Origin of the sequence: Aliterella atlantica CENA595 (assembly GCF_000952155.1) — a bacterium.
Taxonomy (GTDB): Bacteria; Cyanobacteriota; Cyanobacteriia; order Cyanobacteriales; family Chroococcidiopsidaceae; genus Aliterella; species Aliterella atlantica.
In genome coordinates this window covers 123,213-138,136 of sequence record NZ_JYON01000003.1, presented here as the reverse complement: position 1 = coordinate 138,136, position 14,924 = coordinate 123,213, and the positions used below count along the sequence as shown (strand labels likewise).

The 14,924-nt window shown below is 43.2% G+C and carries 15 protein-coding genes; 8 read left to right on the top strand and 7 right to left on the bottom strand.

The features are described 5' to 3' along the window. Positions 1-3: 3 nt before the first annotated feature. Positions 4-348, top strand: a complete 345-nt coding sequence (locus UH38_RS04565) for a hypothetical protein (protein WP_045053444.1) — start codon at positions 4-6, stop codon at positions 346-348. Next, positions 345-533 carry a hypothetical protein gene (locus UH38_RS04560; protein WP_045053443.1) on the top strand — a complete coding sequence of 63 codons (189 nt, stop codon included), beginning with the start codon at positions 345-347 and terminating at the stop codon, positions 531-533. The genes UH38_RS04565 and UH38_RS04560 overlap by 4 nt, the downstream gene beginning before the upstream one ends. Positions 534-585: 52 nt before the next feature. Here the strand turns inward: UH38_RS04560 and UH38_RS04555 are convergent, their stop codons facing one another. Beyond that, the gene (locus tag UH38_RS04555; RefSeq protein WP_045053442.1) at positions 586-1,344 is read right to left on the bottom strand and encodes an intradiol ring-cleavage dioxygenase; all 759 of its coding nucleotides are present in this window, start codon (positions 1,342-1,344) and stop codon (positions 586-588) included. 99 nt (positions 1,345-1,443) lie between these two features. Beyond that, on the bottom strand, positions 1,444-2,067 hold the full coding sequence (locus tag UH38_RS24660; protein ID WP_052672256.1) for a hypothetical protein: 624 nt from the start codon (positions 2,065-2,067) through the stop codon (positions 1,444-1,446). Between the two features lie 124 nt (positions 2,068-2,191). Between UH38_RS24660 and UH38_RS04545 the strand changes: the two genes are divergently transcribed. The 3 genes from UH38_RS04545 (at position 2,192) to UH38_RS04535 (ending at position 4,974) form a co-directional block, all read left to right on the top strand. Next, entirely contained in the window at positions 2,192-2,869 is a 678-nt protein-coding gene (locus UH38_RS04545) for a response regulator transcription factor (protein WP_045053441.1), read from the top strand. A gap of 8 nt (positions 2,870-2,877) precedes the next feature. After that, positions 2,878-4,281: a sensor histidine kinase gene (locus UH38_RS04540; RefSeq protein ID WP_082065306.1), complete on the top strand. Its 1,404-nt coding sequence runs from the start codon at positions 2,878-2,880 to the stop codon at positions 4,279-4,281. A 129-nt stretch (positions 4,282-4,410) separates the two neighbouring features. After that, on the top strand, positions 4,411-4,974 hold the full coding sequence (locus tag UH38_RS04535) for a Uma2 family endonuclease (RefSeq protein ID WP_045053578.1): 564 nt from the start codon (positions 4,411-4,413) through the stop codon (positions 4,972-4,974). Between the two features lie 11 nt (positions 4,975-4,985). Here the strand turns inward: UH38_RS04535 and UH38_RS24655 are convergent, their stop codons facing one another. The 3 genes from UH38_RS24655 to UH38_RS04520 all read right to left on the bottom strand — a co-directional run bounded on the left by UH38_RS24655 (position 4,986) and on the right by UH38_RS04520 (position 9,525). Continuing rightward, the gene (locus UH38_RS24655) at positions 4,986-7,817 is read right to left on the bottom strand and encodes a PAS domain-containing sensor histidine kinase (protein ID WP_052672255.1); all 2,832 of its coding nucleotides are present in this window, start codon (positions 7,815-7,817) and stop codon (positions 4,986-4,988) included. A 464-nt stretch (positions 7,818-8,281) separates the two neighbouring features. After that, positions 8,282-8,875, bottom strand: coding sequence for a hypothetical protein (locus UH38_RS04525; RefSeq protein WP_045053439.1), 594 nt, complete (start codon positions 8,873-8,875; stop codon positions 8,282-8,284). Next, positions 8,875-9,525: a ParA family protein gene (locus UH38_RS04520; protein ID WP_045053438.1), complete on the bottom strand. Its 651-nt coding sequence runs from the start codon at positions 9,523-9,525 to the stop codon at positions 8,875-8,877. Before UH38_RS04520 ends, UH38_RS04525 begins: the two co-directional genes overlap by 1 nt. Before the next feature lie 288 nt (positions 9,526-9,813). Between UH38_RS04520 and UH38_RS04515 the strand changes: the two genes are divergently transcribed. Continuing rightward, positions 9,814-10,395, top strand: coding sequence for a thioredoxin family protein (locus UH38_RS04515; protein ID WP_045053437.1), 582 nt, complete (start codon positions 9,814-9,816; stop codon positions 10,393-10,395). A 360-nt stretch (positions 10,396-10,755) separates the two neighbouring features. On the opposite strand, the gene UH38_RS04510 is transcribed toward UH38_RS04515, so the two are convergent. Both UH38_RS04510 and UH38_RS04505 read right to left on the bottom strand, forming a co-directional pair. Next, positions 10,756-12,102 (bottom strand): CHAT domain-containing protein, encoded by a 1,347-nt coding sequence (locus tag UH38_RS04510; RefSeq protein WP_235355069.1) that lies wholly within the window; start codon positions 12,100-12,102, stop codon positions 10,756-10,758. Positions 12,103-12,187: 85 nt separating this feature from the next. Continuing rightward, a complete protein-coding gene (locus UH38_RS04505) occupies positions 12,188-13,117 on the bottom strand; it encodes a serine hydrolase (protein WP_045053435.1) in 930 nt (309 codons plus the stop codon). Positions 13,118-13,163: 46 nt separating this feature from the next. On the opposite strand from UH38_RS04505, the gene UH38_RS04500 reads away from it, so the two are divergent. Then, complete coding sequence (locus tag UH38_RS04500) at positions 13,164-13,862, top strand: C40 family peptidase (protein WP_045053434.1); 699 nt, start codon at positions 13,164-13,166, stop codon at positions 13,860-13,862. Between the two features lie 45 nt (positions 13,863-13,907). Continuing rightward, positions 13,908-14,921 carry a glycosyltransferase family 2 protein gene (locus UH38_RS04495; RefSeq protein ID WP_045053433.1) on the top strand — a complete coding sequence of 338 codons (1,014 nt, stop codon included), beginning with the start codon at positions 13,908-13,910 and terminating at the stop codon, positions 14,919-14,921. The last annotated feature ends 3 nt before the right edge of the window (positions 14,922-14,924 follow it).

The following is a 14,924-nucleotide window of genomic DNA, read 5'->3' as shown; positions in this document are numbered from 1 at the left end:
GTTATGGCAAAACTCCCAAACGACTTATCTGAGACAATTTGGAGATTGAAAAGGCAATTAGCGGATGTTATCACCAACTCTAGAGAGTCTGAGTTTGCGATCTTTGAGAGATTTGGTGAAACAGAAAGGACAATTATCTATCTTGATGAAGTACAAAATGTTGCAGAACAAGCTACTGAGAGATTTTCCCAATTTTCAAGTTTGCAAATTCGGATTTTTAATATTCAACCTCTAATTCCAGCAGATATGCTAGAGCTAGTAATGCAGGTTATAGCGAATACGGAAGCTAGACTGCCAGCATTAGAACAAAGTATTCAGGAAATCAAGACTGAGTGGAATCTGCCATGAACAACCAACCATTAATGCCAAACCCTTCAGTCGATCTACGCCTACTAAGTAACTTACGTCGCAATCGCCTAGAAATTGAGGCGTTGGGATTGCAGTTTGATGAAGTGCTTGCCAGGTTTGATGAGGAAATTCGTCAGCAGAGGTTACAGAGAATCCAAAAATCTTTAAGTCTTTTTGACAACTAAAGCGATCGCACCACAATAGCAGCAATCTTAACTGACAATTACCAATCGCACTCTATACCAGTTGCAGACCAATATCAAAAGTTGCTGTATAGCCGCCTTGGGGGTTTTCTGTTAGTGAGAGCAGCAATTGTTCGCCACCGCGTCGAAATATACCATCTTGCTCGTTACCTTCTGTACGCTGTCCTTTGCTGGCGTATGGTGCTTGTGTATATACGCGATCGCTTACTGCATCATCAAAGTATAGTTGCGATGTAAACTCATAGCTTTGTCCTGATGTGGGATTTGTACGCACCTTAAAGTGAATGTGCGGCGTTCTACCTTGATACCAACCAGGATAAATAGTTGTAAATCTCACATTGCCATTAGCATCTGTAACTTGATAGCCGCGTAAAAACTTTTTGCCGACAGTATCAAAACTTCTGTCTGTTACGTCCGAATATACGCCCAGTGCGTCGCAGTGCCAAATATCAACAATTGCGCCAGCAATAGGCGTACAGCTAGTATTGCTTGCACTAGAAACTTGGAGCGTTAGTTGCAATGGTACGCCTGCTTTAACTTCGCCATCACTAGGATCTAAGCGGATGTCAGAGCGATTGAGCTTTTCATCGACAAAATAAGGTCCTTCGGTTTGCTCTGGGCTGACGATACACTTAGGTAATGTACTTGAATTAGTTGTTTGTGCCAAGGTAGATTTTCTAGACGTACAGCCAACGACAAATATAGCTGTTCCAGTTGCTCTCAATAGAGCTAGTACATCTCGACGACGAATAATTTTGCTATGTTGGCGATCGCTCATATTATGTTTTTGCATATAGTTAGGTAGATGCTGAGACTATGACAACGTTTCGGATGTTAGTCTCAGCAGCAAAGCTTTAGCTTCGGGGTAGTGTTACTTACCCCAAGCTAATATTTATGACTGCTGTTGTGGGCGATTTTGTTGCTTCTGCTGGCGGAATTGCTCTAGTTGCTGCCTTTGTTCGGCTGTAAGAACTGCATCCATCTTGGTCTTAGTATCATTGCGAATTGCTTCTATCTGGGCTTTTTGCTCGGCTGTAAGAACTGCATCCATTTGCTGACGCGCAGCAGAGCGAATTTCTCTCATTTGAGTTCTTTGAGCATCGGTAAGTCCAGCAACTCTTGGAAAACCACGACCTCTTTCTCCATTAGCGGGTGATGATTGTTGTAATTGTTGCCTTTGTTCGGCGGTTAAAACTGCTTCCATCTTAGTTCTAGTATCGTTGCGAATTGCTTCCATGCGAGCTTTTTGCTCGGCTGTGGGGATAGCTTCAATCTGTTGATGACTAGCAGCATGAATTTGTTGCAATTGAGTCCTTTGGGCTTCAGTTAAGCCGCTAATCCGGTCAAACTTTGCACCTCTTCCCCGTCGTCCTTCTCCTGGCTGGCGTTGCTCGGTAGATGGGGACGGAGTTTGGGCAATTAAGCTAGATTGGTCAGCTATAGCTTTGCTGGCGACAAAACCACCACCAACTAGAGCAGATAGAGCAGAAGCTACTAACAAACGATTGAATTTCATGAGCGTCAAACTTGTATATAAGGGTGATGTTTTTATTTAGCCCAATGAAAATTACAGCTTGACCCTTATCTAAATTACATTTTTGTAATTTCAGCCAGGAGGTGCGAAATATACAATTAATACTATGCATATTCTATTTGTTGAAGATGAGGCAAAGATCGCCAACTTTGTCACCGCTGGACTGAAAGAATACGGGTTTGTTGTCGATTACTGCGACAATGGCGACGAAGGCTATAGTCGTGCCATAAATAATGAGTATGATGCTCTTGTGCTGGATATTATGGTTCCGGGCAAAGATGGGCTGGCGATGCTCAAAAGCTTGCGCCAAGCCAAACGCAACGTTCCGGTAATTTTGCTAACTGCTCGCAACGAATTAGACGATCGCCTAGCAGGACTAAATCTGGGTGCAGATGACTATATTGCCAAACCATTTTTTGTTGAAGAATTAGTTGCTCGCATTCATGCCGTAGTACGTCGTAGCAACGGCGATCGCCAAAATATCCTCAGTGCAGGTTCGCTGAAACTAGATTGTATCAAGCGCGAAGTTACTTGCGATCGCCAAGTAGTAGAACTGACTACTCGCGAATTCAATCTGCTAGAGTACCTGATGCGCTCTCCAGGACGAGTCTTTACCCGTACGCAAATTTTAGAACACGTTTGGGGCTATGATTTCAACCCGACGACAAATGTTGTCGATGTCTGCGTGCAAAGAATTCGCAAAAAGCTCGATCCGATTGGCGGTTCGCCTTGGTTGGAAAGCGTGCGGGGTGTGGGATATCGGTTTCGCCAAGTGGAGGGTTGATGAATGTAATGCGCTCATTTCGTACTCGTCTGGCGCTAGCGTCGGCTGTTCTAGCAGGTAGTGCGCTAGTAGGATTTGGGATGACTTCTTGGTGGCTGATTTATCAAGCTCAAGTTAGTCGTCTTGACGAAGCGATCGCCAACCAGTTAATCAGAGCAAGTCGCCCCAGGCGGCATTTTCCGCCTTCACCGCGCATATTTGGCATTGATGAGGATACCCCAATTGCTGTATTAGTCAACGATTTAGATGGTAATACTGTTTATAAATCTGCTAATTGGTCGTCTGAGCTTAAAGTTGGTGGCTTGCTCTTATCTGCTACAGAACCAAAACAAGATGCAAACATACCGCCAGTAGATAATGCTTCACCTAATAGGCTACCCCCAGCACCTCGATTTGTAACCCAACGGACATCAACAGCAACTTGGCGTGTTGGTGTTGCAAGCTTTCCGTCTAATCGAATTGCGATCGCTGTCAATCTCGAAACTATTGACGGCGAAATGGCAGTGATTCGCAATATCTTCCTAATTTCTATATTTATTGTCCTATTTTTGATTGCTGGGGGTGCGTGGTGGCTATCTGGTAATGCTTTACGCCCCATTGGGCAATTGACGGAGGAAATTAAGCAAGTAACGGTCAAAGGACTAGAGCGGCGGGTTCCCATTGGCGAAACTGATGTTGAATTTGTGGAATTAATTGCAGTGTTTAACCAAATGTTGGAGAGCCTACAACGTAGCTTTAAGCAGGCTTCTCGCTTCAGTGGTGATGCTGCTCACGAACTAAAAACACCTTTGGCAATATTGCAAGGAGAACTAGAACGCACCTTGCAACAAGCTGAACCTGAATCCCAAATTCAGCAAAGCCTAAGTAGTTTATTAGATGAAGTTCGTCGCCTTAGTGGAATTGTCCGCAAACTCCTATTACTTTCTTTAGCCGATGCAGGTAGGATGAACTTGCATCGAGTTGAAGTAAATTTGTCAGAAATTCTCGCTCAAGTAGAGGAAGATATAGAATTGCTCGCGCCGCACTTAAAGGTGCAAACAGAAATAGCCGAGCGATTGCGGGTGCTTGGCGATCGCGATTTGCTTACCCAAGTTTTGCAAAATCTCATCAGCAATGCAATTAAATATAATCTTGCTGATGGCTGGATACATATTTATGCTAGGCAACAGCAAGCAACTATATCGATCTCAATTACTAATTCTTCTCAAGGTATAATTATCAGCGATAAAGAGCGGATCTTTGAACGGTTCCATCGCGGCGATCCTGCTCGCACGCGCAAAGTTGAAGGTACAGGATTAGGACTTAGCCTATCACGAGAAATCGCTAGAGCGCATGGCGGCGATTTGATTCTCGATTCAACTTCATCCGAGCGGACTACGTTTACTTTGAAATTACCCGCTTGGCATCGATAATAGACCTCTGGCATTAGTCCATAATTCAACAGACAAGGGGACAAGGGGGACCACAGGTAGGGCTGATTTATGCCTGTTATAGTTTATAGATAGTTAATGAAAGCCTCAATCAAAGGAGGCGATCGGATTATGACGGCTGCAAGTATTCAAGTAATTACTTTAGATGAGTTTTTAAACTTGCCAGAAACTCAGCCTGCTAGTGAATTTATTGATGGTCGGATTTATCAAAAACCTATGCCTCAAGGTAAGCATTCACGGCTCCAACTCAAGCTTTGCAATGCTGTAAATCAAGTAACTGAGGAGCAACAAATAGCCCTGGCTTTTCCAGAGTTGCGCTGTACTTTTGGCGGTAGGTCAATTGTGCCAGATGTCTCAGTATTTTCTTGGCAACGCATACCTTTCGATCCTGATGGGGAAATTGCTAATGTTTTTAAAATTTATCCAGATTGGACTGTAGAGATCCTTTCCCCTGACCAGAATGCAACTAAAGTTATCAGTAATATATTGCATTGTCTAAATTATGGTACTCAATTGGGGTGGTTTGTCGATCCAGGTGAGAAAATTGCGATTGCATTTCAGCCAGGACAACAACCAAGGGAGTTAACTGGTGAGGATCTTTTACCTGTACCAGCATTTTTAGAATTGCAGTTAACAGTTGCCCAAATGTTTGCTTGGCTTAAAGCTGGAAGTTAGATTTGAACTCTTTATAGGCTGCTATCTTTCAATAATGGTAGGCGAACGGTGAAGGTTGTCCCCTGCCCTTCCCCTACACTCTCTGCCCAAATTCTACCGCCATGCAATTCGACTATTTGCCGAGCGATCGCAAGTCCCAATCCTAACCCGCCAAATTTACGAGTTGTCGAACTATCTTCTTGGCGGAAATATTCAAATATATAGGGTAAAAATTGAGGACTAATTCCTTTTCCCGTATCAATTACTTGCATTTGCGCTTCATTATCTATTTGCGCCAGTCTGACTTCAACTTGCCCTTGTGCTGGGGTAAATTTAACAGCGTTCGATAACAAATTCCACACTACTTGCTGCAACCTACCAACGTCGCCATATACAAGATTGATATTGGGATTGGGAATAACTTGAATTTGAATTGACTTTGCTTCCGCCGCGAGGCGAACTGTTTCCAAAGCAGAGGTGATAACGAAGTTTAAATCTACAGGAGTCGCGTTTAAGCTTAATTTACCGCGCACGATCTGCGAAATGTCTAACAAATCCTCAACCAGTTGGGCTTGCAGTTTGGCATTACGTTCTATTGTTGTTAATGCCTCTAATACCTTAGCTTCGTCTAATTTGCGAGTTTGCAGCAGTCTTGTCCATCCCAAAATCGGATTAAGGGGCGATCGCAATTCATGAGATAGCACTGCCAAAAATTCATCTTTTAGACGGTTAGCTTCTTCTGCTTCGGCTCTTGCTGCTTGCTCTTGGGCGGCGATTTGATGCGCTCTAGCTTCGCTATCACGCAAGGCAAGTTCTGCTACTTTGCGATCGCTCAAGTCTAAAACAAAACAAAAACAGACTTCTTGCTCTCCTGGCAGCATAGAAACCCCAATCAAAATAGGTACGTGCGAACCATCTTTGCGGATGTATTCTTTCTCAAAAGGCGGACAAGAACCTGTAGCACGAATTAGCTCTATTGAGCGATTGTCTGCGTCGATCCATTCGGGCGGTGTCATTTCCCGCCAGCGCATATTACCCACTTGCACGTCTGCTTGCGTATAACCAACCATGTGCAAAAAGGCATCGTTGGCTTCTAGTAAGTTGCCTTTGAGGTCTGCTAAAAGTACGCCGACAATATTAGAATCAACAAAGCATTTCAAACGGGCATCGCTTTCTTGCAAAGCTACTTCTGTGCGTTTGCGATCGCTGATATCGAGAATAAATGCTACCGATTCTTCTCTAGCATCGCCTAGCAAGCTATAACCAACTAACACCCAAACACGGCTGCCGTCTTTACGAATGTATTGTTTTTCATAAGGAGTACAAGCTCCGCGTTCTTGGGCTTCGGCAATAGCGCGAGTGTCAAATGGCAACCATTCTGACGGCGTGATTTCTGTCCAGTCTATTTGCCCCGATATTAATTCTGGGAGCGAGTAGCCAATAATGCGTAAAAATTCATCGTTGGCATACTGAATTTTGCCGTAGATGTCGCCAAACAAAATCCCAATTAAATCGGACTGGGCAAAGCGTGTTAGCCTTGCTTCTGTATCTTGCAGAGCTCGAGCGATTGACTTGCGTTCGGTGATTTCTTGTACCATACCATTGATGCCAATAACTCGCCCTTTTTGTTTGAGCGGGTAAAAGCTAGATAGCCAAGTTCTTTCTACACCAGGTTCGGCAATATTTGTGCCGCTAATTTCTAAATCTAAAATTGGTTCGCCAGAGGCGATCGCTTGATGATATATTGGCTCTAATTTTGCTGCCAATTCTGGCAATACGTCGCTCACAGTGCATCCAATATGTTCTTCTACTGGTACGCCGTTGACTTTGGCAAGGTGTTCGTTGACGCGCAGGTAACGCAAGTTTGTATCTATAAAGTACAATCCAATTGGCGCAGTTGCATAAATAGCTTCGAGTTCTGCTAATTGTTGGCGAGCAGTATCATTAGCTTGTTTTAATTGATTGGTACGCCTTTTGATTTGTTGGGTTAGTTTCTGATTTACAGTTTTCAAAGCACTTGCTAGTTGGACGCGATCGCTGATATCTCTTGCTATGGCATAAATTGATTGCTTGTCTGCGAGTAAAATTGCCGTCCAGGCAAGCCATTTGTAAGAACCATCTCTAGCGCGGTAGCGGTTCTCAAAGCAAGTTGTGGGGGTTTCTGGACTTAGCTGGGTGAGTTTTGCTATAGTTGCTTGGCGATCGCTTTGATAAATGAAGTCATACAATGAGCGATCGCTAATTTGAGCGTTAGAATATCCCAAAATTTTGCTAAAGGCTGAGTTGATTCGTTGATAGCAGCCATCTAATCTCAGCACGCACAGCATATCGGGGGAAAGATTAAATAAATCAACGCAATTAGGCAATAATTCTTCATCTTCATAGTAGGGAAGCGCCTCCTTAATAGGAGAATTAGCTTTATCTTCTATTGTGTCCTTTTCTTCGCCCACTTTTCCCAGCGCTCTTAACCAAGTGACGACTGCATAAGCAGTTGTATCATCATTTTGGAATAAAGGATTTGAGTTGATTTGCAACCACACCAGTTCGCCATTAGCCCGATAACAACCCAACACAACATTGGCACAGGGCTTGCCCGTTCGCAGTGCTACTCTTGGGGGGTATTCGGTTGCTGGAAATGGGGAGCCATCAGGATAAATTGTCTGCCAGGGTAGATTAAATGAATTTATTCCAATTAAGCCATCAGCACTGTATCCTAATATGCGTTCTGCTGTAGGATCGCAAGCTTGAATAGTGCCATCTGCTGAGAGGAGAATCATTCCCCATTGGGCAGACACTTCTAATGTATATCGCTCCAGGTTATCACCCATTGCTGCGTCCTGAAAGACGGATGGTTCCTCTGTCATTGCCTATTGCTGAAAAATTTAGTAATAAATACTCGCTCTTAATTTTATAAATTTTTATCGGATGGAATACGGTGCAAGCACATTGATGCTAATAATATTTTGTTCGCAAATGGGAGGATTTGGCATCCTCCCGCAAGTAAGCAGCTATTTATCCCGCAAAACCAACCAAAAAGACAGCTACAGCACCGACTAGGGCAACAATTGTTAACACTAACCCAGCATTAGGGCTACCTTTCCAAGAGTAATTTTTGTTATCCATAGTTAAATATCCTGCATTGCAACACTAGCTTTAATTGTTACATTCTTTAATAATAATTTCTATGTTAAAAGATAGAACTAAGATAAATCTACCTAGCTCAAGCTGACTGCAGTTTCTAATGACGAATACTGCTAAATGCTGACTACTTAAGGGAAAAAGTAGCAGTTGAATCCCCTTTTCCCCTTTAACCTGCCAAGAAGGGGTTTTAATCAACCCAGCCAATGTCTGAATTGGTAAGAGTAGTAGATGGTAGGTGCGAGTGAATAACTTTATCTGTAGGTGTGGTCAAAACTTCATTACTTTTACTAGGTACAATTTGTTGACTTTGTTTGCTGGGAGTAGCGGGTTTTTTACTACTTTTAGTGTTAGTTTCTGAAAGCTGCAAGATAAAGTTTTTTGCATCTTCAAGCTCGGCTTTAATTTTGTCGATTTTACCTACTTCCGAGCGGAGAGTTTTTATTTCTGAACTATTTTGTTCTGCTTCTTTTAATTCAGCTTTTAGTTTTTGTACTGATGCCTTTTGAGTTTGTAAATCTGATTGCAAATCAGCTACTTTCTGTTCTAGGGAATTGCTATATTTTTGACTTTCTTCTAAAGCTGCTCTTAAGTCGTTGACTAACGCTTCTAAATCGGCTTTAGTCAAAGCGCGTTTAGCACGATGATTATTGGTATCATCCGCTGCTTCTGTTTCTGCTATAGAGTTATCTTCTTGTGACATTTGTTCACCTAAATTTATATCTGCTGATGAGTTTTTTTGGACTTCTTCTCGCAGTAAGTCTCCTAAATCCTTTTTAGCCATTATTTTCTCCAATCCTGCTGTATCTCTTGTGCTACTCGACGGTAATCTAACTGAGCTTCTCGTGCATTTTTGCCGCGCCATTGAGTAATCAGCATTCCTTCTAGCGCCGCGCGTTCGTGAGCTTTATAAGTACGCACAAACGCTTTACAAGTAGGAATTTTGAGTGCTGTTAGGGTGTTTTGAGCCTCTTTTGCTTCTCCTACCCTACGCGAGTCTACCCGCGTTAGCAACACCCGATGAGCTATCCCTACAGGGATGACAGCTTTTTTTACTGTTTCAATCAGTACAGCCAAGTCCATCGGTGCTGGCGGCGTGGGCAAAACTAGGTAGTCTGCAGATGATACTACAGCAGCTAGGGCATCGGAACCTAGCGCTGGGGGGGTATCTACTACAATTAAATCGTAGCCTTCTACGTTGCGTAAATTGCTTAATAGTTGAGCATTTGTTTCTTGAGTTAAGTCAAAACCTAAGTTTTGTTCGCTGCGTTCAGTCCACCACGTAAAACTACCTTGAATATCAGCGTCTACAGCTAAAACTTTGTATTTCTCAGCAAAAATACCTGATAAGGCAATAGCTGTCGTAGTTTTGCCTACTCCTCCCTTCCCGTTTAATACGCCGATGACTTTTGTCGGGGGGGACGATGATTTCACAAACTAATCTCCTTCCAAAGTAGTTGCACGTCAGCGCATCTAGCAAATATCTTTATAATTAGGCATCGCGCTATGAGTTTGAATATACCTCTTTTTTAGCGGTTAATTCTATTGACAGTTGCTAGATGGCAAATTACAAATATTTATCTACGAGCAAAGTCCGGCTTAACTATACTTTGCTAGCAGTAAGCATCATTCTCTAACTTACAATTTAGTCTGCCCAGCATTTTTATCTGCTGCTATGAGCGATTATTTATAAAATAAGTGAAAATCTTACAGGTAGATACTATGGCATTGACTGCTTCGACTATGTTGCCTTTGGGTACTAAGGCTCCAGATTTCAATTTACCAGATGTAGTTTCGGGTAACGCGATCGCGCTATCAAACTATGCTGATAAGCAGGCATTGTTAGTCATGTTTATTTGCCAACATTGTCCTTTTGTCAAGCATATAAAAGCAGAGTTAGCAAAAATTGGTAAAGACTACGCTGGTAGCAATTTAGGCATTGTAGCGATTAGTGCAAACGATGTCGTTAACTACCCAGATGATGCACCCCAAAAGTTAAAAGCAATGGCGCAAGAGCTAAACTTAGCCTATCCTATTTGTTATGACGAAAGTCAGGAGACAGCCAAAGCTTATACAGCAGCGTGTACGCCAGACTTCTTTTTATTTGATGCTAGCCAAAAGTTGGTATATCGCGGACAACTTGATGATAGCCGTCCAAGTAATGGCAAACCAGTAACGGGTAAAGATTTACGCGCAGCGATTGACGCAGTATTAGCAGGTAAAGATATTACTTTTGAGCAACAACCCAGTGTAGGATGCAATATCAAATGGAAACAGGGGAATGAGCCTAGCTACTATGGATAATTCGTAATTCGTACTTCGTAATTTCTGACTTTTTGCACGAGTTATAAATACTTAAAAATCTTATTATTCCGCCTGCACAAATGCGCGTTTGTGCGGACGCGAATTTTATTTGCTCCCTATTTTATAAATCGGAATTTAACGATTTTCCAACAAGCTTATCATTTTCTGTATATTCTATAGCCCAAGTTTTTGCTCCGCCTGTAATTGAAAAGCTTTCAGATAGATGTCGAGCTTTTCTAGCGACTAACATATTTACTTGCAAACAGTCACAAATAACTATATTTTAATTAGTTTATGCTCAGAGTCATAAAAGAGGGATATACATTTAGGCTTTTGCAAGAAGCATATTACTCCAAACTATTACCAAGGGCTGCCGACTACTGTAAAAGCAGACCAATAATAAGGATGAGATAAACTTCTATTGCTTACCTGGGCTAGTTCTGGAGGCAATTTTATATTACCTGTAGGTGTACGCAACTGACCATTTTCTAACCTTACTTGTCCTTTAAGCATGGCTATTTGGGCTTGCCTGAGCGCTTCTGCTTTAATAGGAGCAGTTCTTAGATCTCGATAAAATTCTGACATCAATGCCAAAGTGCCTTCATCGCTGACGAACCACAAACTAGCTAATGCTGACTTTACCCCAGCTTGAACGGCTAATCCAGCAAAACCTAACTCTGCTTCGCGATCGCCTATTGCCGTCTCGCAAGCACTTAGTACCAACAATTCTACTGGTACTCTATACCAACCCAATCGCCTAATTTGATTTAACTGCAATCTGGTATTCCAAAACTGCACGTAGGAGTTGCTTGGCGCTCCTGATTGAAAGTTAGCATGGGTGGCAAGGTGGATGATTCTAAATGGCTGCTGTCGTAGTTGATTTTGTAGATTGGCTAAAGTAAATGCTTGGTTGAGAAAAGCTCTACTTTGCCTTTGAATTTCGGTAATGACAGACAACTCTACTGGTACAGCAGGTAAAGGGTTTTGATTTGCAAATTCTGATGCTCCCATAGCTAGAGTAGGAGCGTTTTTGAGATTGGCATACAGCGTATCAGTCAGTTTGAAAGCAGGTATGCGCCCAATACTGTATTTTTCTACTAAAAACTGTCGTCCGTCATGTAATGCAGCTAAGGGCAATGTCCGCAAGCCAACTCCGACACAAAACATCAGCGTGTCTATTTTCCGCGCTTTTAAATCAGCTTCAATAGGGGCGATCGCCCACTGATAAAGTTGTTGAGATACAGGTAGATAGCGCGTATTACTTCTAAATCTAGGAATTGTCAGCGTTTGCCTAAATTCTTTGACTTTTGGTTGCAATGCTTGATTGTTAGCTTGAGGAATGCGTTTATGAACGGGTTTGCCATCAGGAAATATGGCGACAACATCTAGTTGCTGTTTGCCTGGAATTAAATAAACTAAAGCAGTTCTTTTGCCTGTTAAGCGGGCAATTCTTGCGAGAACAGCGGAAATTTCTCTTTGGCTGACTGAGCGATCGCCAAAATTTGTTTTAAAGTAGCCTTCATATTGCCTTTCCCACGTTGTCTCAATTTGCGGTACTGCTGCTGGCACATTCCCGCGCTTGAGAGCAGCTTCTAATCGAGCGGCTGTACTTTGAGCCGTTCGGGAAGTGGCAATTGTTTCCGCAGCGATAACTGATTCTTTACTGACGCTACCCAAAATATAGATTGCTGCTAGCAAAAAGCTCATACTACTACTTACTATTAATTTCATCTTCAGCCTAGTTATAGGACAACTCGATCTGTTGTAGCGATCGCCCAATTTATGCAAGCAATTAAGGTAAATTATCCACAGATGCGGCGATTTGCTGGGAAATAAACGGTAAAATAGCTCGATTTTGACTGTAAGTACCTTCAATAAATACTACTAGCAAATAAGGCTGCTTGCCAGGAATTTCTATATATGCGGCATCGTGGCGCACTTGGCTAGTCCAACCTGCTTTTGACCATAATTGAGCATCAGGCGGCAATCCACTACCCAAAAATCCAGTTACTTGATTTTCATCATTTAATTCTTCAGGATTGAGGCTGCGTTTTAGTAATGCCATCATCGCTTGACTGCGTGCTGCCGATACGGCTACGCCGCCAATAATACTGTGTAATAGCTGCGCTGTAGCATTAGTTGTCAGCATATTGCGGTTGTCCATCAACTCGCCAACAAACATCCGTTCTCGCCCGTAGGGACCATCACCCCAAGTTTTTTGGTTGACGTTGATTGATTCCATTTCTGCCCAACCTAAAGATTGGTAGTAGCGGTTAACTATATTGCGCTGCATTTTCCAGGTTTCAAATGGTCCTGGGGGCAATTCTGGACCGCTAGTAGTGCCGCTAAGAACGTCTACAACTAAGCTAGTAGCATCGTTGCTAGAATCTACAATCATGTCTTTCATCGCTCGTTCTAGTTCCCTAGAAGGCTGGCTCATGCCCTTTTCTAGCCATTCCTGCATCGCTACCAAATAAAATAATTTAACAACGCTGGCTGGATAAATTCGTTCTACGCCGCGATAGTTAAAGCCTCTAATCGGATGACTCCAAAATGCTTGCGGATTTAATGCTCCTCCTGTATTGACGGGTATGGGCGGATCGTAGACAATCCACGTCATAGCGATCGCGTTGCGCTTCAAAGCTGGAAATTCTGCCCAAGTTGCTTCTAAAATGCGATCGCCTAACTTATCGAGTTGTTCGTCTTTACGGAAAAATGTCATAAGCAGGCAAAAAGAATCTATCAGTATTGCTAACTTACACTTTTTTATGGTTTCTCTCGCTCAATTACAGCAAAATTTAGCCGCAGAATACTTGTGCTGTACTAATTTAAATCTTTATGACAACTCTAATTGCTCGACTTTGGCAACTCAGGCGGCTAGAGGACGACATTTGCAAGTTATTGGGCAGGAAAATCGCGCTGTTAAGGTGCGGTTGTGTGAAGATGATTATCCTGGTTGGCTGTTAGCTGATGATTTGGCTTTTTTGCAGGTTGCAGATCGAGTTTATCAGGCAAATTCTGTTACTGAAGCAGAAATTCAAGCGCGGATTCCGGCTGCGGTTGAGTTTACTAAGCTAGCTATGCAACAACCCAATTACTATCTTTGGGGTGGAACTGTTGGTCCTAATTATGATTGTTCGGGGTTGATGCAGGCAGCTTTCGCTGCTGTGGGGGTTTGGCTACCTAGAGATGCTTATCAGCAAGAAGTTTTTTGTTTGGCTGTTGCTGTTGAGGATTTGCAGGTGGGGGATTTGGTGTTTTTTGGGTCAGAGCATAAGGCTACTCATGTGGGATTGTATTTGGGTGAGGGTTTTTATATTCATAGTTCTGGGCAGAAAATTGGGCGCGATGGGATTGGGATCGATCTGCTTTCGGAACTTGGGGAGGAGGTTGGTCGATCTTATTATCGGCAGTTGCGTGGGTGTGGGAGAGTTGTAGGAAGTTATGTTAGCGAAGCTTGCGCGTAGCGCATACCGCAGAGGCGCAGAGAGTAAGAGGTGGAGGAGTTAAGAATGAAAGATGGGTTAGTTGTTGCGGGTGTTGGGGAAAATGGACGAGATGCGCGGGATGAGGGTTTGGCTGTTTCGGTGGTTGTGCCTGTTTATAATGAGGTGGAAAGTTTGCCCCATTTGTTAGCGGCGATTTCTTCTAGTTTGGCGGATGCTGGGCTTAGTTATGAGATTATTTGTGTTGATGATGGCTCGAAGGATGGCTCGGATCGTTGGCTGAAGGCTGAGGCTTTACGGAGAAACGATTTGCGCTCTGTGCTACTGCGGCGCAATTACGGGCAAACTGCTGCTATGGCGGCGGGGTTTTACTATGCGCGATCGCATTCTGTTGTAACGTTGGATGGCGATTTGCAAAACGATCCTGCTGATATCCCGATGCTACTAGCTAAGTTGGATGAGGGTTACGATTTGGTTAGTGGTTGGCGCAAGCATCGTCAGGATGCGGCTTTGACTCGGCTTTTACCTTCTAAACTTGCTAACTTGCTGATCGGACGGGTTACTGGGGTGCAGTTGCACGATTATGGCTGTTCTTTGAAGGCTTATCGGGCTGAAGTGGTGGCGGATATGAATCTGTATGGGGAGTTACACCGCTTTTTGCCTGCTTTGGCTTATATTGAAGGCGCGAAAATTACTGAGGTTCCGGTACGTCACCATGCTCGCCGTTTTGGGCAAAGTAAGTATGGGCTAGGACGGACTTTTCGGGTTGTGATGGATTTGCTGACTATCTATTTTATGAAAACTTTCCTAACTCGCCCGATGCACGTTTTTGGGCTGTTTGGTCTGCTTTCTACTGCTTTGGGTACAATTATTGGTCTTTATTTGACTTTTTTGAAGCTTGGTTTGGGTCAAAGTATTGGCAATCGCCCTTTGCTGATTTTGGCTGTCTTGCTTGTGGTGGCTGGCGTTCAGTTATTTTGTTTTGGGCTTTTGGCTGAGTTGCTGATGCGTACTTATCACGAGTCTCAAGGTCGACCTATCTATCGCGTGCGAGAGGTTATCGGCAAAAATATTAAGTAAAGT

Coding starts and splice junctions, on each gene's coding strand:
- UH38_RS04565 (WP_045053444.1), top strand. CDS start 4: ATGGCAAAACTCCCAAACGACTTATCTGAGACAATTTGGAGATTGAAA.
- UH38_RS04560 (WP_045053443.1), top strand. CDS start 345: ATGAACAACCAACCATTAATGCCAAACCCTTCAGTCGATCTACGCCTA.
- UH38_RS04555 (WP_045053442.1), bottom strand. CDS start 1,344: ATGCAAAAACATAATATGAGCGATCGCCAACATAGCAAAATTATTCGT.
- UH38_RS24660 (WP_052672256.1), bottom strand. CDS start 2,067: ATGAAATTCAATCGTTTGTTAGTAGCTTCTGCTCTATCTGCTCTAGTT.
- UH38_RS04545 (WP_045053441.1), top strand. CDS start 2,192: ATGCATATTCTATTTGTTGAAGATGAGGCAAAGATCGCCAACTTTGTC.
- UH38_RS04540 (WP_082065306.1), top strand. CDS start 2,878: ATGCGCTCATTTCGTACTCGTCTGGCGCTAGCGTCGGCTGTTCTAGCA.
- UH38_RS04535 (WP_045053578.1), top strand. CDS start 4,411: ATGACGGCTGCAAGTATTCAAGTAATTACTTTAGATGAGTTTTTAAAC.
- UH38_RS24655 (WP_052672255.1), bottom strand. CDS start 7,817: ATGACAGAGGAACCATCCGTCTTTCAGGACGCAGCAATGGGTGATAAC.
- UH38_RS04525 (WP_045053439.1), bottom strand. CDS start 8,875: ATGGCTAAAAAGGATTTAGGAGACTTACTGCGAGAAGAAGTCCAAAAA.
- UH38_RS04515 (WP_045053437.1), top strand. CDS start 9,814: ATGGCATTGACTGCTTCGACTATGTTGCCTTTGGGTACTAAGGCTCCA.
- UH38_RS04510 (WP_235355069.1), bottom strand. CDS start 12,102: ATGAGCTTTTTGCTAGCAGCAATCTATATTTTGGGTAGCGTCAGTAAA.
- UH38_RS04505 (WP_045053435.1), bottom strand. CDS start 13,117: ATGACATTTTTCCGTAAAGACGAACAACTCGATAAGTTAGGCGATCGC.
- UH38_RS04500 (WP_045053434.1), top strand. CDS start 13,164: ATGGTTTCTCTCGCTCAATTACAGCAAAATTTAGCCGCAGAATACTTG.
- UH38_RS04495 (WP_045053433.1), top strand. CDS start 13,908: ATGAAAGATGGGTTAGTTGTTGCGGGTGTTGGGGAAAATGGACGAGAT.